Below are 18,015 nucleotides of genomic sequence, written 5' to 3' on the forward strand. Positions count from 1 at the left end.
CACTATTGTTGCGAGAGTCGCAGCGCATTGACCAATGCTGACAGCGCCGCTGGCTGAAGCTGACGACTGGGATAATACAGGAAAAAGCCTGGGATTGGCGGCGTCCATTCCTCCAGGACGCGGACAAGCCGTCGCTCCGCGATATACTCTGCGACTTGCTCTTCATAGGCGAGACCGAGACCAACGCCGGCGAGCGCCGCCTGAATCACCAGGTGAGTATCGTCGATTATGAGCGAGCCGCTGGCGTTGATCGTGACCGACTTTCTCGCCCGCTCGAACTCCCACCGAGATGGACCGCCTGGAAGACGCAGGGCTATGCATTGATGATCCTTGAGATCCCTCGGCTTTTGCGGGATTCTTCGTGATGAGAAATAACCAGGCGATCCCACCACACCCAGCCGCAACTCCGGCGTGACGCGTACCGCGATCATGTCTTTCTGAATATACTCGCCGAGCTGGATACCGGCATCGAACTCGCCGGCAACGAGGTCTACAGGGCCTGTCGTGGTGACAACGTCGAGAACGATATCGGGGTAGGCCTGCGCGAATGCCGCGAGCCGTGGCAGCAGCACCATTACGGCGGCCGAGCGTGACATCACAATTCGAAGGCGCCCCGCAGGGCGCCGCCTGAGGCTTCGCGCTCCGTCAAGGGCAGCAGCGATTTGCTCAAGCGCCGGAGACAGGTCTTTCAAGAGAGCGGCCCCTGCGGCTGTTGGCGCGACGCTCTTCGTCGTTCGAGCCAAAAGCCGTAGCTCGAGCCGCTGCTCGAGCCCACGGATAGTGTGGCTCAGCGCAGATTGAGACACGCCTAGTTTTGCCGCGGCTCGTGTAAAGCTTCGTTCCCGGGCGACCATCGCGAACGCGGCGAGTTCGTTCAGTTCGCTTCTCATCATTCATGAGTATCACTCATGAGGCCTTGCTGTGCAACAGGCCTATCCTCATAGGTGACTCTGTCCTAGCTTTGATCGGCAACGGCAGATTGAGGTACTCTATGATCGTAACATTCCGCAGCGGTAACGTCCTCGGCTGTACCGCCGGCGCCTGGCGGGTCTGGTCGCTCTCGGACGGCTATATTGAGATGCCGGCGGACCTTCTGCGCGATCCGCGCGACAAACCGGTGCCGCAAGTCGCGCAGGCAGGGGCGCTCCGCCTGTCCGTCAATTGCTTTGCCCTCGCAGGTCCAGGCGTTGACGGCATTCTGATCGACAGTGGAGGAGGAGGCTGGGCCTCAACAACAGGACGCCTCGAGCAGACACTAGCCGAAGCCAGCATCGATCCTGCCTTGATCACGGTCTTGGCGCTCACCCATGCCCACCAGGATCATGTGTACGGGCTTTTGACGCCGGACGACCGGGTGCTCTTTCCGAATTTGAAGGCGATCGTAATCGCCGAGGAGGCTGTCGAGAGCTTTCTCGCCGAAACAGACCTTGCGCGGTTCAGATCCATGTTGAAGCCCGTGCGGAATGGCGACCAGGTGGCCAAGCGACTGCGAGCAGTTGCCCTGCCGGGTCATGCTCCCGGTCACATCGGCTACGCATTCGACACGGACGAGGCCCGCTTCCTGTTCTTCGGGGACATTGTTCATGTGCCGGCATTGCAGTTTGGCAATCCCGCGTTGAGTTGGGGTTATGACGACGACCAAGCGATCGCACGCGCAACGCGCCAGAAGGTTTTCCTCGACGCGGCCGAGGCTGGAACATGGATCGCCGGAGCGCACCTTGGCTGGCCGGGCATCGGCCGCGTGATGCGTGAGGACGGAGCGTACGGCTATGAGCCGGCATAGCGGATAACAAGCCGGACACGCGGTTTCGCCTGTTTACGCAATTCCAAGCCTGAACAGCTCTCGCGCATCGCCATGGGATGAGATTGCGCTAACGGCGCAGCGTTCCGGCTGCGCCTTACCTGGCGAAGGGACCCTGGCCGGCAAAGACGAGGCTCAAGCGTGCCCGGCGGCCAGGCTGAGATGGGCGAGATCGATGCCGATGGAGGCGAGAATCCGGTCGTATTTGCGTTCGATGTCGGCATCGAACAGCAATTCCGGCGTCGCCGGGCAGGTCAACCAGCCGTTCTCAGCGATCTCGGTTTCCAACTGGCCGGCGCCCCAGCCGGAATAACCGAGCGCCATGAGCGCGCGGCGCGGCCCGCGCCCTGACGATATCGCCCGCAGTATGTCGACGGTCGCGGTCAGGCAGATGTCGTCGGAAACGGTGAGCGAGGAATCCACACGGTAGTCGCCCGAATGCAGGACGAAGCCCCGGCTGCGGTCGACAGGCCCGCCATTGCGCACGACGAAATCGCGCGCCTGTGCCGGCAGGCGGATCGCCTCCTGCTCGTTCATGATGCCAAGCTGTACCAGAAGGTCCGGGAACAGCATCTGCTGCGTCTGGTTGATGATCAGGCCCATCGCGCCTTCATCGCTATGGGCGCAGATGTAGATGACCGAGCGCGTGAAACGGTCGTCCTTCATACCAGGCATGGCAATCAGGAACTGATCGTCGAGAAAGCCGCGGCCGGCGGCTGTCTTTTTGTGGCGCAACAAATCCATGCCAGGGAAGGTAACGCGTTTCCCCGGCGCCGAAAAGATGCGCCGTAGCGGATTCGACCAAAGCTCATATTGCGAGTCCGGCCTTGGCTTGCCCGCAAAGGTCACGCAAATATGATATCAGCACGGCCATGAAATCATTGCGCGGCCACGAAGGGACGATCAAATCACCGCCATGCAAAGCTTGAAAATCCTGTTGCTCGGCGCCGCCATTGGATTGGCGGCCGCCCTCCCCGCCAGCGCCTCCTCATCCGCCTGGTACAACAGCGAAGGCGGCAAGGTGCGGCTGGTGACATCCGGCAAGCCGGACGACGCTGGCCGCATACACGGTGTTCTCGATATCGCGCTCAAACCCGGCTGGAAGACTTATTGGCGCGACCCGGGCGATGCAGGTGTGCCGCCGCAGCTCGACGTCTCGGCCAGCACCAATATAACCGATGCGACACTGTCTTTTCCCGCGCCGCAGCGCCACGATGATGGCTATGGCAAATGGGCCGGTTACAATTATCCGGTTTCCTTGCCCGTGACGTTCACGCTGGGGACGCCGAACCAGCCGGCGGTCATCGATGCCGACGTCTTTCTCGGCATTTGCGAATCCATCTGCATCCCCGTGCAGACACGGCTGAGCGTCGACCCCGCTTCCGATCCCGATAATGCCGACGACGCGGCGTTGGTGAAGGCGAGTTTCACCGCACTGCCGGCGGCGGCAAAGCCTGACTTCGGCATCAAGGTGCTGCCCGGCGATCACGAGACGCTGGTTGTCGAGGCAAGTTTTCCTGGCGATCCGCAGGCAGCGGATTTCTTCGTTGCCGGCGAGCGCGACTATATGTTCGGCACACCTTCCCGCTCGGAAAAGGACGGCAAGCTGATCTTCACCGTGCCGATCCTCGATCGCCCTTCGACGACGCCGACCGACGGCGGGCTTCACTACACGTTGACGAGTTCGGCGGGCGCGGTCGAAGGGTTGCTGCCTTTCCCTTGATGGCGCCGCGATGGTTGCAGGAAGCCGCCGAGTTCGTTACGCAAGCACGCGTCTTTCCCCATCCCAAGCGAGGAATTCATGACCATCTCCGTTGGCGACAAGCTGCCCGAGGCGACCTTCAAGACCATGACCGCGGACGGCGCCAAGCCGATCACGTCGGCCGAGATTTTTCCGGGCAAGAAAGTGGTGCTGTTCGGCGTTCCCGGCGCCTTCACGCCGACCTGCAGCAACAACCACCTGCCCGGCTATCTCGAGAACCATGACGCGATCCTGGCGCGCGGCGTCGACACCATCGCCGTCGTTTCGGTCAATGACGTCCACGTCATGGGCGCCTGGGCGCGCTTCACCGGCGGCGAAGGCAAGATCCTGTTCCTCGCCGACGGCAATGGCGATTTCGCCAAGGCGGTCGGCCTCGACGCCGACTATTCCGGTGGCGGCATGGGCCTGCGCTCGAAGCGGTTTTCGATGATTATCGACGACGGCAAGGTTACCGCGCTCAATGTCGAGACCAAACCCGGCGTCGACGAGTCCGGCGCGGCTCATATTCTGGGCCAGCTTTGAACTTCGACGGCCAATCACGCGAGGCCGCAATGGCCGGCCTCGCGTGACAAGCAGCCGCGCTCCAGAATTGCCGGTTTTCGGGGGGATCCTACGATGTTTGACATCTTCTGGCGCGCTGTCGCGATCGGCGTCGGCGCGACCGTCCTGATGGATCTCTGGGCCTTCTTCCTGCACAAGGCGTTCGGCCAGCCACGCCCGAACTGGGGGCCGGTCGGGCGCTGGGTCTGGCACCTCCGCGACAAGGTGTTTCACGACGATATCGGCGATGCGGCGCCCTACGCGTATGAACAGGCGCTGGGCTGGGCCTTCCATTACTTCGTCGGCATCGCCTACGGCATAATCCTGGTGATGCTGGCGGGCGCGGGCTGGCTGGCCGCGCCGACCTTCCTGCCGGCCTTCATCCTCGGCATCGTTACCGTCGGCGCCGGCTGGTTCCTGCTGGCGCCAGGCATGGGCGCCGGCTGGGCGGCCTCGAAGCGGCCGAATCCGATGCGGGTCCGCGCCCTCAATCTGGTCTCGCACACGGTGTTCGCGCTCGGGCTCTACGGTACGGCGCTGCTGATCCGGTAGACAGCTAGAACAGACTGTTCAGATCCCGCCGCCCGTCGACCACACGGACGATTTCAACCCACTCCACTGGGCCATCGTCCGTGTTTGGAATCGTTTCGTAGAGCAGTACAAAAGGCGCCTCCACCAGCATTCGTGCGGAAGGCCTGATATCCGGTCGCCTGACACCCATGCGCGGCTGGTCTGCCAGCTGCACGCGCTTCTAACTGATCGTAGTAACGATCGGCCGCCCGTATGTTTTCGCTGCCTATCGTCACGTAGATGTCGATGAGGTCAGCCTTGGCCGCGGGTGACCAGACTAGCCTAACGGCCATTCCGCGAGGTTTCCGTCAGCTCTCGCCGAGCTTCCTTTCGCAACACGTCGAAATCCACAGCCTCCGGTCTCCCGCTTGCCTTGCCTTCATCCCACAACCGTCTCAGCCGGCGAACATCGTCATGCCGCAGTTCGCGCTTGGCCAGCCAATCCCGCATCGCTTCACGCACGATCTCGCTTGCAGTGGCATACTCGCCCGCCTCCACGGCCTCGCGCATCAGGGCTGCCTGTTGTGGGGTCACAGCCACGCTCATTTTTTCAACGTTCGCCACGCTGCGTCCTCTCTTGCATTGCTCGATAGTGGGAAATATTACTCCCATCCACATCCTCGAGCAACTGCGATGTCGCGAGAAGAGCCTGTCCTTGCGCTACGAGTACGGCTGCGGTACGCCGATCAGGACAGCCTGTCGATCGGTCGCCATCCATGAATAATTTGGCGCGTGTGGGTATCGAAGGCGAAATAGTTGCCGCCGCCCGCCAGCTGATCGGCTTCGCGGCTGATTTGCCTGCCGCTGAGCGACAGTAGCAGGAGCGTACCGACACCGCCATGTCCGACAAGGGCGATGTTGCTGCCGCCGGCACCGAGGACGGCCTCGACCTCGCTCACGATGCGCTGCTGTGCGTCGATGGCCCGCTCCCAGCCACGAATGCTTTCGTGCGGATTGGCGAAGAACCGGTCGGCGACCGCCTCGAACTCCGGAGGCGGCAGGAAACCCGTCGCCGACCGGTCGTTCTCATGCATCCGTTCCCTCACCTGCACCGCAAGGTCGAGGTGCCGCCCGAGCACCTCGGCGGTTTCAACGGCCTTGCGTTCGCCCGACGACACCACACGCCCGATCGATGCGATCCACGGCTGGTTCAGCATTGCATGCGCCCTGGCACGACCGATGTCGGATAGACCCCAATCCGGCACGGGCACGCTGGCGTCGATCTGAACCTGAGGATGGGTGATGTAATAGGCGATCGGCATAACAGAAATTCTCCTGTCGGCCGGGCGCAGCGAGTGCCAGAAGCTCAATAGCTCTGGGTCGAACGACGCGCCTTCGGGGCCAGCGGCTGCTTTGCCTGGACATCCGGCTTTGGCGCCGACACTACCGGCCTGAAAGGCCCTTTCTTGAACGGCGCCATGCCTTCCCTTGCCAGTTCGTCGGCGCGCTCGTTCTCGATGTGGCCGGCATGGCCCTTCACCCAGTTCCAGGTGACCTTGTGGCGCCGGTTGGCCTCGTCCAGCGCCTGCCAGAGTTCGCCGTTCTTGACCGGCTTCTTGTCGGCGGTCTTCCAGCCATTCTTCTTCCAGCCATGGATCCATTTGGAAATTCCGTCCATGACGTATTTGCTGTCGGTATGAAGCTCGACCGTGCAAGGCTCCTTCAACGCATTCAGCGCCGAAATGGCCGCCAGCAATTCCATGCGGTTGTTGGTGGTTTCGGCCTCGCCGCCGAAGAGTTCCTTGGTGGTGCCGTTGAAGCGCAGGATGGCGCCCCAGCCGCCGGGGCCGGGATTGCCCGAACAGGCGCCATCGGTAAAGATTTCAACCTGCTTGCTCATGACACCCCGTTTTCGGCCAATCCATATTCCGAAGGAAATCTGATCGCCCGATGGAACCGCATCCTTCGGATATATTCGGACGGGTCGCGTTTCATCACCAGTCCGCCATCGGGGACGGTCAGCCAGTCGTAAAGCCGGGTCAGCATGAAGCGTAGCGCCGAACCGCGCGCCAGCATCGGCAGCGCCGCTTTCTCGTCATCGCTCAGGGGGCGCACGCTTTGATAACCGGCAAGCAGTGCCTTGCCCTTGGTAAGGTTGAAGGAAAAATCCTTCTCGAAACACCAGGCGTTGAGGCAGGTGGCGACATCATAGGCATAGAGATCGTCACAGGCGAAATAGAAATCGATCAGCCCCGAAAGCTTCTCGCCCAGGAAAAAGACATTGTCCGGGAACAGATCGGCATGAATGATGCCCTCGGGGAGGCCCTTGGGCCAGTTCCGCTCGAAATCGGCAAAGTCGGCATCGACCTCGGCCGCAAGGCCCGGCTCGACCTCGTCGGCGCGGCCGCGAGACGCATCCCAAAGCTTGCGCCAGCCGTCGACGGCGAGCGCGTTCGGACGCGTCATCGGAAAGTCGGCGCCGGCCAGGTGCAGCGCCGCCAGCGCCTTGCCGACCTCGGCGCAATGCGTTGCGGCCGGTCGCCGCAGCGAAAGTCCTTCGAGGAAGGTGATGATCACGGCCGGCCGGCCGGCCAGCGTGCCGATGACGCTGCCGTCATGCGCGGTCACCGGCAGCGGGCAGGACACCCCCTTGCTGGCGAGATGGCCCATTAGCCCGAGGAAAAACGGCAAATCCGCCTTCTCGACCCGCTTTTCATAGAGCGTCAGGATGTAGGAGCCGCTCGAGGTGTGCAGCAGAAAGTTCGAATTCTCGGTGCCTTCGGCGATGCCCTTGTAGGATAGGAGATCGCCGACCGGGTAGTGCTTCAGGAAAGCGCCGAGTTCGCCCTCCGCAACGTCGGTATAGACCGCCATGGCCGTTCACGCGGTCCCATTGACGAAGGCCATGTCGGCCGGCGTCAGTTCGACATCGCGCAGTACCCGCATGACCGGAAAATCCTCTGTTTCGGTGGCCGTGACGGCCAGGTCGATGGTGACGTCGAAACGCTGGCGGAACGCGTCGATGATCTCGTCGACGATGATCTCCGGCGCCGATGCTCCCGCCGACAGGCCGAGCGTCGAAATGGTGCCGATGTCATTCCACGGAATTTCAGCGGCGCGCTGCACGAGAAGCGACATCGAGGCACCTGCCCGTTCCGCAACTTCGACAAGGCGGCGCGAATTCGAGGAATTGGGGGCGCCGACGATCAGATAGAGGTCAGCACCCGGGGCGGTGTCCTTGACCGCTTCCTGGCGGTTGGTGGTGGCGTAGCAGATCGATTCCGCCGCCGGCGCCTGCAGGTCCGGAAAGCGCTCCTGCAACGCGCGGATGATGCCGGCGGTATCCTCGACCGAGAGCGTGGTCTGGGTGACGAAACCAAGTGCTTTTGGATCGGCCGGTACAAGCCGGGCTGCGTCGGCTTCGGTCTCGATCAGCGTTACCGCGCCTTCCGGCAACTGCCCCATTGTGCCGATCACCTCGGGGTGCCCGGCATGACCGATCAACAGCACATGGCGGCCAAGCCGCTGGTGACGCATCGCCTGCTTGTGGACCTTGGAGACCAGCGGACAGGTTGCGTCGAGATAGAACAGGTTGCGCGCCTGCGCATCCGCCGGCACGGACTTGGGCACACCGTGCGCGGAGAAGACGACCGGCGACTGCCGATGTTCGGCCGGGATTTCGGAAAGTTCCTCTATGAAGACGGCCCCAAGGCTCTGCAGCCCCTCGACGACATAGCGGTTGTGGACGATTTCGTGGCGGACATAGACCGGGGCGCCATATTTTTTCAGCGCCAGCACGACGATCTGGATGGCACGGTCGACGCCCGCGCAAAAACCGCGCGGCTGGCAGAGCCGGATCGTCAGAGGAGGCTTGGCGATTGTGTGAAGCATCAAATCCTGCCGGTTGGTCAGCGCCGAAATGAGGTGCCTACCCCTGCCCTGTCAAGGGTGTCGGTGGAAAGAGAGGCGTCGCTTGCGTTCATTCCTCTTTCGCGGGCCGACGGAGCCGGAGGACAAGCACCGCGGCGAGTGCCGCGGCAAGCCCGTACCAGGTGACGGCATATTGCAGATGGCTGTTCGGAAGGTCGATGATGGTGACACCCCCGACCGGAAGGCCGCCGGGATTTGGCGTCTTGTCGGCATCGATGAAGATCGGCACCAAGGTGAACCCAGCCGGCAGGCCGGCGCTCGCGGCCATGACGTCGCGGTCCTTCCAGTAGAAGATGTTCTTCCCCACATCATTGTCGGGAAGCATCATGGAGGGCTTTGCCGGCAGCGGGTTGCGGGCAAGCCCGGTGACCGTGACCCTGCCCGTTACCTGTCCCTTGGCGCGCTTCGCCGCATCCTTGAGGTCGTAGGGAACAAAGCCGCGGTTGATCAGGACGAAACGGCCGTCGTCTAGGGCCAGCGGCGTATAGACGTTGAAGCCGGCATCCCCTTCCCAGGTCGCGTAGAAATGCCGCTCGCCGGAATGCAGGAAAGTGCCGGTGACAGTCACCGGCGTGTAGTCGACGTCGCCGGTCGAGGCGAATTCCTTCTCGACCTCGGAAAGCGGTCGTGGCGCCGCATGGGTGCGCTGGTCGATGGTCTGCAGCAGGCCTTCCTTCCAGTGCAGGCGCTGGACCTGCCAGGTGCCCAGCGCCAGCAGAATCAAGAACAGCACAAGGCCAAGGACGAACAACAGTGCCGATCGTGGCCGCGAATGGCCGCGGTCTTTGAGGGACGCTTCGCTCATTCGCCGCGATCCAGCCGACCCTCGGCTGCTTTGTTGCTGTATTGCAGGGTGAGCAGCACGCCCTTGATTAGCCGAAGCGCCGTGAGACACAGCACCAGGGCGAGTGGGATCCATATCAGCAGATGCAGCCAGAGCGGCGGGCTCAGCGTCACTTCCACCCAGAGCGCCAGACCGACGATGATGAAGCCGATGATCAGGATGACGAACACGGCCGGTCCATCGCCGGCATCGGCGTAGGAATAGTCGAGGCCGCAATTGACGCAGCGCTTGCCGACGGTGAGAAAGCCGGAAAACAGCCGCCCCTCGCCGCAACGCGGGCAGCGGCCGTGCAGGCCGGCCGAAATCGGATCGATCGGAGGCCAGATCGCCTTGTCTTCACTCATGCGTAGTGCCGTAATTCATGGCTATTGCTCGATCTCGATCGGCGCCCCATCGGCCACCATCGCCCAGATTTGTCCATATCGGACTCCGTAACCCCAATGCAGTCATCGGTCCAGTCGACCAATTGAAGCAGCCAGCCCCACTAGCTGAAGCCGCTTCGCCTCCTCGACGCGCAAGACCTTCTCGGGCAAGAGCCGGAATGCCAAGACGATAAAATGCGCAAATTGAAGTCAGCCGCATCTTTCATCGATTGGCGATCCTTGCGCCGAAAAGAAGAAAGGCGGCCACGTCGCCGCGGCCGCCTTCCCGAAATTGAAACTCAAAAGGCTGGATCAGTGGCCTTCGATCACCGCGCCGACCGATCCCCAGACGTAGATCGAGGCGAACAGGAACAGCCAGACCACGTCAACGAAGTGCCAATACCAGGCGGCCGCCTCGAAGCCGAAATGCTGCTTGGGGGTGAAGTCGCCCTTCATCGCCCGGATCAGGCAGACCAGCAGGAAGATGGTGCCGATGATGACATGGAAGCCATGGAAGCCGGTCGCCATGAAGAAGGTGGCGCCGTAGATGGAATCCTTGAAGCCGAACGGCGCGTGCATGTACTCGTAAGCCTGCACCATGGTGAACAGCATGCCAAGCCCGACGGTCAGCACCAGGCCGTTGATCAGGCCCTTGCGGTCGCCATGGATGAGCGAGTGGTGCGCCCAGGTGACCGTGGTGCCCGACAGCAGCAGGATGATGGTGTTGTAGAGCGGCAAATGGAAGGGATCGAGAACCTCCATGCCCTTCGGCGGCCAGACACCACCGGTAAACGTGTGGCGGGCATAGTTCTGCACCTCACCGGCAAAAAGGCTGGCATCGAAATAGGCCCAGAACCAGGCAACGAAGAACATCACCTCCGAGGCGATGAACATGATCATGCCGTAGCGCAGGTGCAGCGACACGACGCGCGTATGGTGGCCTTCATGCGCTTCCTTGATGGTGTCCGACCACCAGGCGAACATGGTGTACAGCACGATCACAATGCCGATGAAGAACAGCCACGGATTGGCGATGTTGACGCCGAAGATCGGGAACGAGCCGCCTTTCAGGTATTCCATGAGGCAGACACCGCCAAAAGCGGTGACAAGCGCCCCTACCGATCCCAGGAAGGGCCACGGGCTCGGGTCGACGAGATGGTAGTCATGGTGTGGTTTTGCGTGCGCGTCTGCCATATCAACCCCCGAGATTTCCTTCGGTATCTGAAACTGTCTTGCTATTGCCCTGGGCCGGCCCGGACGACGCCACCGGCTTGGTCTTCTCGACCGGGAACATCGTATAGGACAGGGTGATCGTCTTCACGTCCTTCAGTTCCGGCACATTCACGATGTCGGGGTCCACATAGAACAGGACCGGCATGTCCAGCGTCTCGCCCGGCTTCAGCGTCGTATCGGTGAAGCAGAAGCATTCGACCTTGTTGAAGTACGGACCCGCCAGTTCCGGCTGCACGTTGAAGGTTGCGCGGCCGGTGACGGGGCGATCGAACTTGTTGGTCGCCTGATAATGCGCCTGCACGGTCTGCCCGATCTTCATGGTCATCGAGCGCTGGACCGGCTGGAACTCCCATGGCACGCCGGCGATGTTGGCGTCGAAACGGACGGTGATCTCGCGATCGAGCACGCGGCCGGCATATTGCTTCTCGGCACGTTGCGTCGTGCCGCCATAGCCGGTCGCCTGGCAAAACATCTTGTAGAGCGGCACGGCTGCATAGGCCATGCCGATCATGCCGGTGAAGAAGGCAAGGCAGACAACCGCGACAACGCGGTTGCCGGTCTTGCTTACCGTCTTCTTGGACGTCTCGGCGCTCATCACATCGAGCCCGACAAATTGTGGCCGAACTTCACGATTGTCGCGATGTAGAAGATCACGACCAGCACCGCCAGCGCCACGCCGATGGCGATGGAACGGCTGCGCTGGGCCTTCTTCTGGCGATCGGTCAAGGTCACCGTTTCGAGTTCTTTCTCGGCCATGGTCATGCCCCACCCATGGCAAGCGCGCGTTCGACGACACTGTCTGCCAGATAGGCGGCGAAGATTGCGAAGAGATAGAGCAGCGAATAGGCGAACAGGGCCTTGGCCGGCTTCATGACGCGGTCATCGTCGGCCATGCCAAGCACTTTCCAGGCATACCAGACGAAACCAGCCCCCAACAGCAAGGCGGCCACGCCGTAGAACGGCGTCGTATAGCCGAGCAGCCAGGGCAGCACGCCGACCGGGGCCAGCACCAGCGCGTAGGCGAAAATCTGACGGCGGGTCGATGCATGGCCGGCGACGTTGGGCATCATCGGGATGCCGGCGCGGCCATAGTCCTCGGACTTGAACAGCGCGAGCGCCCAGAAATGCGGCGGCGTCCACAGGAAAATGATCAGGAACAGGATGATGCTTTCGAGGCTGACCGACCCGGTCACCGCGGCCCAGCCGATAACCGGCGGGATGGCGCCCGCTGCACCGCCAATGACAATGTTCTGCGGCGTCGAGCGTTTCAGCCACATCGTGTAGACCACGGCATAGAAGAAGATGGTGAAGGCCAGCAGCGTCGCCGACAACCAGTTGACCAACACGCCGAGCGTCATCACCGACAGCACCGACAACACCAGGCCGAAGCTCAGCGCCTCGTGCGGCTGGATCCGGCCGGAAGGCACCGGGCGGCTGGCGGTCCTGGTCATCACCGCGTCGATGTCGGCGTCGTACCACATGTTGAGCGCGCCAGAGGCGCCGGCTCCAATCGCAATGGCAAGGATGGCGATCACCGCCAGCAGCGGATTGATGGTCACCGGTGCCGCGACCAGCCCGACAAAGGCGGTGAACACCACCAGCGACATGACGCGCGGCTTCAGCAGGGCGAAGAAATCGCCCGCCGTGGCTTCCGACATACGGAAGCCCGCTTCGTCAATGCTGGTTTTGTCGACTAGGGCCATGCGTACTCAAGTCCATCATTCCGTTGGCCAAAACCGCCGGCGGGCCGGCGGTTTTGTATTCGAGCGGGAGCCGCCTTACTTGATCTTCGGCAGCTGCTCCCACTGGTGGAACGGCGGCGGCGAAGGCAGCTGCCATTCGAGCGTGGTAGCACCCTCACCCCACGGGTTGGCGCCGGCGATCCGCTTCTTCTGGAAGGCTTCGAACACGCCATAGAGGAAGATCACCACACCGACGGCCGAAATATACGAACCGTAGGACGAAACCATGTTCCAGCCCGCAAACGCGTCAGGATAGTCGATGGTGCGGCGCGGCATACCGGCGAGGCCGAGGAAGTGCTGCGGGAAAAAGATCAGGTTCACGCCGACGAACATGACCCAAAAATGGGTGTTGGCGATGACGGGCGAGTACATGTAGCCGGTCATCTTCGGGAACCAGTAGTACCAGCCGGCGAAGATGGCGAACACCGCGCCCAGCGACAGTACGTAGTGGAAGTGGGCAATGACGAAATAGGTGTCATGCAGCGACCGGTCGAGGCCGGCATTGGCCAGCTGGACACCGGTGACGCCACCGATGGTGAACAGGAAGATGAAGCCCAGCGCCCACAGCATCGGCGGCTTGAACGAGATCGATCCGCCCCACATGGTTGCGATCCAGGAAAAGATCTTCACGCCTGTCGGCACCGCGATGACCATGGTGGCGAAGACGAAGTAGCGCTGCGTATCGAGCGACAGGCCCGTCGTATACATATGGTGCGCCCAGACGATGAAGCCGACCGCGCCGATCGCGACCATGGCGTAGGCCATGCCAAGGTAACCGAATACCGGCTTCCTCGAGAAGGTCGAGACGATATGGCTGATGATGCCGAAGCCCGGCAAGATCAGGATGTAAACTTCCGGGTGACCGAAGAACCAGAACAGGTGCTGGAACAGGATCGGGTCACCACCACCGTCAGGCGCGAAGAAGGTCGTGCCGAAGTTGCGGTCGGTGAGCAGCATGGTGATGCCGCCGGCCAGAACCGGCAGCGACAGCAAGAGCAGGAAGGCGGTGACCAGCACCGACCAGGCAAACAGCGGCATTTTGTGCAGGGTCATGCCGGGGGCACGCATGTTGAAGATGGTGGTGATGAAGTTGATGGCGCCGAGGATCGAGGAGGCGCCGGCGATGTGGATCGACAGGATCGCCAGATCCATGGCCGGTCCGGGCTGGCCCGAAGTTGACAGCGGCGGATAGAGCGTCCAGCCGCCGCCCACGCCAAAGGCGCCGGGCGCACTCGGCACGAACATCGAGGTGAGCAACAGGATGAACGCCGGCGGCAGCAGCCAGAATGAGATGTTGTTCATGCGCGGGAACGCCATATCGGGAGCACCGATCATGATCGGCACCATCCAGTTGGCGAAACCGCCGATCAGGGCCGGCATGACCATGAAGAAAATCATGATCAGCGCGTGCGCGGTGGCAAACGCATTGTACATGCTCTTGCCGCCGTCGATCGCGGCGTCGCCGTTCATGCCATAGACCATCTGCGCAAGACCGCTGAAGATCTGGATGCCAGGCTCCTGCAGCTCCATGCGGATGGCGACCGAAAGCGCGCCGCCGATTATGCCGGCCATGATCGCGAAGATCAGGTAGAGCGTACCGATATCCTTGTGATTGGTCGAATAAACCCAGCGCACCCAGCCATGATACGGCTTGTGGTCGTGCCCGTCGTGAGCTGCAGCGTCTGCCATGTTCCGCTCCGTTCCCTAAATCTTGCTAACCCGCGGCATCAGTTGCCGGCGGCCGCTACCTTGTTCTGGCCATCGACCTCGGCCATGAGCGTCTTGTTGGCACCTGGCAGGTCGGTCTTGGCCGCGGCCAGCCAGGTCTTGAACTGCGTGTCCGACACCACACGAACGGCGATCGGCATGAAGGCATGGTCCTTGCCGCAGAGCTGCGAGCACTGACCGTAGTAGAGGCCTTCTTTCTCCGCCTTGAACCAGGTCTCGTTGGTGCGGCCGGGAACGGCGTCGATCTTGATGCCGAAGGACGGCACGGCAAAGGAATGGATCACGTCGGTCGCGGTGACAAGCACGCGGGTCATCGTGTTGACCGGCACGACCAGCTCGTTGTCGACGGCGAGCAGGCGCGGATAGACCGCGCGATCCTCCTTGCCGGCCTTGGCGCGATCGCCATCCTGAAGAATGGCCGAATTGAAGGCGAGCGTGTTGTCGGTCTGGTATTCGTAATCCCAGTTCCACTGGTTGCCGGTTGCCTTGACGGTCAGCTTGGCCTCTTCCGGCGGCGTATATTGGGCGGTCAGGAGTTGGAACGAGGGGATGGCGAGGCAAAGCAGGATGACGACAGGGCCGATGGTCCAGATCACCTCGATCAGCGTGTTGTGGCTGGTCTTGGACGGGGTCGGATTGGCGCTCGCGCGGAATTTGACGATGCAGTAGATCAGCAGAAACAGCACAAGGACCGTGACCGGGATGATAAACCACATCGTGTAGTTTCCGAACCACTCGATCTGCCGCATCATGTCGGTCGCAGGCGCCTGGAAGCCGGTCTCCCACGGCCTGGGCTGGTCCGCATAAGCGGATCCGCAGGCGAGGAACGTGGCAGCAGCACCGGTGCTCGCTAGGAATTTTCTCATCGCCCTCTTCGTCTCCCAGTCTCTCACCGGCTGTGCCCGCGAGAATAACGAACAATGCCGGGACGGGAATCCCGGACAGTCTCAAGCTGGTTCAAACCATACTCTTTTTCCCTCCGCAAGAAAGGAGCGGTCGAAACCGTGCGGCATTTTTGCGCGCAAGCTGACGTGGCTCGTCCGGGGCAATGGCCGTAGTGGCGAATCGCGTATGTTCGGCGGCCCGCACGCCTTGTGCCGGCGACACCCGCAAAGCGTCGTAATTCAGGCGAATTTGGCAGGGAAAAGCGCCGCATTGCCTTTTTAGGGACAGTCCGGCCACGGTCTCGTCCTTTACTTGGCATTGGCGCGGCTTAAAGTGCCGTGATTCGCAATGGAGCCGTCATGAACTCTTGGCTTTCGAGACTGAGGCATACGCGACTGGGCCTTTCGAGAACCCTGGCAAACGCCGTGTTTCTCGCGGTCCTGTGCGCGGCCGGTCTGTCCGTCGCCGGCAAGGCCAATGCTGCCCAGCCAAGCGGCACGGTGCGCTCGACGCATGGCGCATGGTCGATCATCTGCGACACGCCGGCCGGTGCCACCTCGGAACAATGCGTGATGATGCAGAACGTCGTCGCCGAGGATCGTCCGGAGATGGGGCTTTCGGTCGTCGTGCTGCGCACCGCCGACAACAAGGCCGAGATCCTGCGCGTGCTGGCGCCGCTCGGCGTGCTGTTGCCGAACGGCCTCGGGCTCAATGTCGACGGCAAGGACATTGGCCGCGCCTATTTCGTGCGCTGCTTCCAGGACGGCTGTTATGCCGAGGTCATTCTCGAAAAGCCGCTGCTCGACACGCTGAAGACCGGTACGTCGGCAACATTCATCGTTTTCCAGACCCCGGAAGAGGGTATCGGCATTCCCGTCGACCTCAAGGGTTTCGCCGAAGGCTTCGCCGCTCTGCCCTGATCGCGGCTTCGCGCTGAACCAGGCCTGGACGCGGCTTTTGCCGACCCCAGACGCATGCCTTGCGTTCAGCGAACGAAATCATTCGTCGGCGCCGATTCCTCATTGCCGATTGTGCGGGCGCGGCTTCACGCCTACATCGGGGGAAAGCAAACATCCCACGGACGGACGCGCCATGAACAGCCTGATCGGCCAATTCGACATTTCAGACGACCGCATCAAGCAGATCGTCGCTGACACCATCAAGGGCGCGGACGACGGCGAGCTTTTCCTCGAATACAGCGAGAGCGAAGCGCTGATGTTCGACAATGGCAAGCTGAAGACCGCCAATTTCAACACCGACCAGGGCTTTGGCCTGCGGGCCGTCGCCGGCGAGGCCAGCGGCTACGCTCATTCCAGCGACCTGTCCGAGGCGTCGCTGCTGCGCGCGGCCGAAGCCGTCTCGACCGTCAAGGGTGGCTATTCCGGCACGCTTGCGGCAGCCCCCGCCCGTACCAACCGCCATCTCTACGGCGACGAGAACCCGATCCCCTCGCCTTCCTTCGAGGCCAAGGCGAAGCTGCTGCAAGAAATCGACGCCTGGCTGCGCGCCGAGGATCCACGCGTGCGCCAGGTAACGGCCTCGGTTGCCGCATCCTGGCAGCATGTCGAGATCGTGCGTGCCGACGGTCAGATAGTGCGCGATATCAGGCCGCTGGTCCGCGTCAACGTCTCGGTCGTCGTTGGCGACGGCGACCGCCAGGAAAGCGGCTCCTATGGCATGGGCGGGCGAAAGGCATTCGGCGAATTCCTGATCGAGGATAGTTGGAAGCACGCCGCCAGGGAGGCGCTCCGGCAAGCGGTGGTCAACCTGGAGGCAATCCCGGCCCCGGCAGGCACTTTCGACATCGTGCTATCCAATGGCTGGCCGGGCGTGATGCTGCACGAAGCCGTCGGTCATGGTCTTGAAGGCGATTTCAACCGCAAGAAGACGTCGGCGTTCGCCGGCCTGATGGGGCAGCAGGTGGCCGCCAAGGGGGTGACGGTCGTCGACGACGGCACCATCCCAGAGCGGCGCGGCTCACTCACCGTCGACGACGAAGGCACGCCTTCGGCCCGCAACGTCTTGATCGAGGACGGCAAACTGGTCGGCTACATGCAGGACCGGCAGAATGCCCGGCTGATGGGCATGAAAGCCACCGGCAATGGCCGGCGAGAAGGCTATGCGCACCAGCCGATGCCGCGCATGACCAACACTTACATGACCTCAGGCGACATGGAGCCGGACGAAATCATCGCCTCCGTCAAGAACGGCATCTACGCCGTCTCCTTCGGCGGTGGCCAGGTCGACATCACGTCGGGCAAATTCGTGTTCGGCTGCACCGAGGCCTACATGATCGAGAACGGCAAGGTGACGCAGCCGATCAAAGGCGCGATGCTGATCGGTAACGGGCCTGATGCCATGCACCGCGTCTCGATGGTCGGCAACGACATGAAGCTCGACAACGGCATCGGCATGTGCGGCAAGGCCGGCCAGGGCGTACCCGTCGGCGTTGGCCAGCCGCATCTCAGGATGAACCAGATGACGGTCGGCGGCACGCGGGTTTGAAACTCGGTGCCGTTCCGGTGTCATCACCCGCCGTGACGTTTCCGGATGCAGGCGCCCTCCACCATGCCCATTGTCATCCTGACAGGGGCCGGCCTGACAGGGACCGGCTTTTCGGCGGCCGGGACCTTGAAGTGGACACAATCCACATTAACAAATTATTAGGTCTTTGACTG

Annotated in this window: 21 protein-coding genes and 1 pseudogene; 6 read left to right on the forward strand and 16 right to left on the reverse strand. The window is 62.2% G+C overall.

Annotated features, from left to right (window positions below):
- Positions 1–2: 2 nt before the first annotated feature.
- A complete protein-coding gene (locus FJ950_RS14560; RefSeq protein WP_140617283.1) occupies positions 3–893 on the reverse strand; it encodes a LysR family transcriptional regulator in 891 nt (296 codons plus the stop codon).
- Between the two features lie 98 nt (positions 894–991).
- On the opposite strand from FJ950_RS14560, the gene FJ950_RS14565 reads away from it, so the two are divergent.
- Complete coding sequence (locus FJ950_RS14565) at positions 992–1,783, forward strand: MBL fold metallo-hydrolase (protein ID WP_181171242.1); 792 nt, start codon at positions 992–994, stop codon at positions 1,781–1,783.
- A gap of 153 nt (positions 1,784–1,936) precedes the next feature.
- Here the strand turns inward: FJ950_RS14565 and FJ950_RS14570 are convergent, their stop codons facing one another.
- Positions 1,937–2,545 carry a YqgE/AlgH family protein gene (locus FJ950_RS14570; RefSeq protein ID WP_015318780.1) on the reverse strand — a complete coding sequence of 203 codons (609 nt, stop codon included), beginning with the start codon at positions 2,543–2,545 and terminating at the stop codon, positions 1,937–1,939.
- A 172-nt stretch (positions 2,546–2,717) separates the two neighbouring features.
- On the opposite strand from FJ950_RS14570, the gene FJ950_RS14575 reads away from it, so the two are divergent.
- The 3 genes from FJ950_RS14575 to FJ950_RS14585 all read left to right on the forward strand — a co-directional run bounded on the left by FJ950_RS14575 (position 2,718) and on the right by FJ950_RS14585 (position 4,655).
- Entirely contained in the window at positions 2,718–3,524 is an 807-nt protein-coding gene (locus FJ950_RS14575; protein ID WP_140617285.1) for a protein-disulfide reductase DsbD domain-containing protein, read from the forward strand.
- 78 nt (positions 3,525–3,602) lie between these two features.
- Positions 3,603–4,085 carry a peroxiredoxin gene (locus FJ950_RS14580; protein WP_015318782.1) on the forward strand — a complete coding sequence of 161 codons (483 nt, stop codon included), beginning with the start codon at positions 3,603–3,605 and terminating at the stop codon, positions 4,083–4,085.
- Between the two features lie 93 nt (positions 4,086–4,178).
- Positions 4,179–4,655: a DUF2938 domain-containing protein gene (locus FJ950_RS14585; RefSeq protein ID WP_140617286.1), complete on the forward strand. Its 477-nt coding sequence runs from the start codon at positions 4,179–4,181 to the stop codon at positions 4,653–4,655.
- 4 nt (positions 4,656–4,659) lie between these two features.
- Here the strand turns inward: FJ950_RS14585 and FJ950_RS29800 are convergent.
- From FJ950_RS29800 to coxB, 14 genes and pseudogenes are all read right to left on the reverse strand, one after another.
- A pseudogene (locus FJ950_RS29800) lies at positions 4,660–4,966 on the reverse strand (type II toxin-antitoxin system RelE/ParE family toxin).
- On the reverse strand, positions 4,956–5,237 hold the full coding sequence (locus FJ950_RS14595) for a type II toxin-antitoxin system ParD family antitoxin (protein ID WP_140617287.1): 282 nt from the start codon (positions 5,235–5,237) through the stop codon (positions 4,956–4,958). The pseudogene FJ950_RS29800 and the gene FJ950_RS14595 overlap by 11 nt, the downstream one beginning before the upstream one ends.
- 122 nt (positions 5,238–5,359) lie before the next feature.
- The gene (locus FJ950_RS14600) at positions 5,360–5,935 is read right to left on the reverse strand and encodes a histidine phosphatase family protein (protein WP_015318786.1); all 576 of its coding nucleotides are present in this window, start codon (positions 5,933–5,935) and stop codon (positions 5,360–5,362) included.
- 44 nt (positions 5,936–5,979) lie between these two features.
- A complete protein-coding gene (rnhA, locus tag FJ950_RS14605; RefSeq protein WP_015318787.1) occupies positions 5,980–6,513 on the reverse strand; it encodes a ribonuclease HI in 534 nt (177 codons plus the stop codon).
- A complete protein-coding gene (locus FJ950_RS14610; protein WP_140617288.1) occupies positions 6,510–7,487 on the reverse strand; it encodes a homoserine kinase in 978 nt (325 codons plus the stop codon). Before FJ950_RS14610 ends, rnhA begins: the two co-directional genes overlap by 4 nt.
- 6 nt (positions 7,488–7,493) lie before the next feature.
- The gene (ispH, locus tag FJ950_RS14615; protein WP_015318789.1) at positions 7,494–8,504 is read right to left on the reverse strand and encodes a 4-hydroxy-3-methylbut-2-enyl diphosphate reductase; all 1,011 of its coding nucleotides are present in this window, start codon (positions 8,502–8,504) and stop codon (positions 7,494–7,496) included.
- Between the two features lie 88 nt (positions 8,505–8,592).
- Positions 8,593–9,348, reverse strand: coding sequence for an SURF1 family protein (locus FJ950_RS14620; RefSeq protein ID WP_181171244.1), 756 nt, complete (start codon positions 9,346–9,348; stop codon positions 8,593–8,595).
- Positions 9,345–9,731: a DUF983 domain-containing protein gene (locus tag FJ950_RS14625; protein ID WP_015318791.1), complete on the reverse strand. Its 387-nt coding sequence runs from the start codon at positions 9,729–9,731 to the stop codon at positions 9,345–9,347. Before FJ950_RS14625 ends, FJ950_RS14620 begins: the two co-directional genes overlap by 4 nt.
- 330 nt (positions 9,732–10,061) lie before the next feature.
- Complete coding sequence (locus FJ950_RS14630) at positions 10,062–10,943, reverse strand: cytochrome c oxidase subunit 3 (protein ID WP_015318792.1); 882 nt, start codon at positions 10,941–10,943, stop codon at positions 10,062–10,064.
- 1 nt (position 10,944) lies between these two features.
- Positions 10,945–11,577: a cytochrome c oxidase assembly protein gene (locus FJ950_RS14635; protein ID WP_140617289.1), complete on the reverse strand. Its 633-nt coding sequence runs from the start codon at positions 11,575–11,577 to the stop codon at positions 10,945–10,947.
- Positions 11,577–11,738, reverse strand: a complete 162-nt coding sequence (locus FJ950_RS14640; protein ID WP_015318794.1) for a hypothetical protein — start codon at positions 11,736–11,738, stop codon at positions 11,577–11,579. Before FJ950_RS14640 ends, FJ950_RS14635 begins: the two co-directional genes overlap by 1 nt.
- A 2-nt stretch (positions 11,739–11,740) precedes the next feature.
- Positions 11,741–12,685, reverse strand: coding sequence for a heme o synthase (locus FJ950_RS14645; protein WP_140617290.1), 945 nt, complete (start codon positions 12,683–12,685; stop codon positions 11,741–11,743).
- Positions 12,686–12,760: 75 nt separating this feature from the next.
- Positions 12,761–14,413 (reverse strand): cytochrome c oxidase subunit I, encoded by a 1,653-nt coding sequence (gene ctaD / locus FJ950_RS14650; protein ID WP_015318796.1) that lies wholly within the window; start codon positions 14,411–14,413, stop codon positions 12,761–12,763.
- Positions 14,414–14,451: 38 nt separating this feature from the next.
- Positions 14,452–15,318 (reverse strand): cytochrome c oxidase subunit II, encoded by an 867-nt coding sequence (coxB, locus tag FJ950_RS14655; RefSeq protein WP_015318797.1) that lies wholly within the window; start codon positions 15,316–15,318, stop codon positions 14,452–14,454.
- Between the two features lie 378 nt (positions 15,319–15,696).
- On the opposite strand from coxB, the gene FJ950_RS14660 reads away from it, so the two are divergent.
- Both FJ950_RS14660 and tldD read left to right on the forward strand, forming a co-directional pair.
- Complete coding sequence (locus FJ950_RS14660) at positions 15,697–16,257, forward strand: invasion associated locus B family protein (RefSeq protein WP_140617291.1); 561 nt, start codon at positions 15,697–15,699, stop codon at positions 16,255–16,257.
- 172 nt (positions 16,258–16,429) lie between these two features.
- The gene (gene tldD, locus FJ950_RS14665; RefSeq protein ID WP_140617292.1) at positions 16,430–17,842 is read left to right on the forward strand and encodes a metalloprotease TldD; all 1,413 of its coding nucleotides are present in this window, start codon (positions 16,430–16,432) and stop codon (positions 17,840–17,842) included.
- The last annotated feature ends 173 nt before the right edge of the window (positions 17,843–18,015 follow it).

The sequence above is a fragment of the Mesorhizobium sp. B2-3-14 genome (genome assembly GCF_006442175.1).
Lineage (GTDB): Bacteria > Pseudomonadota > Alphaproteobacteria > Rhizobiales > Rhizobiaceae > Mesorhizobium > Mesorhizobium australicum.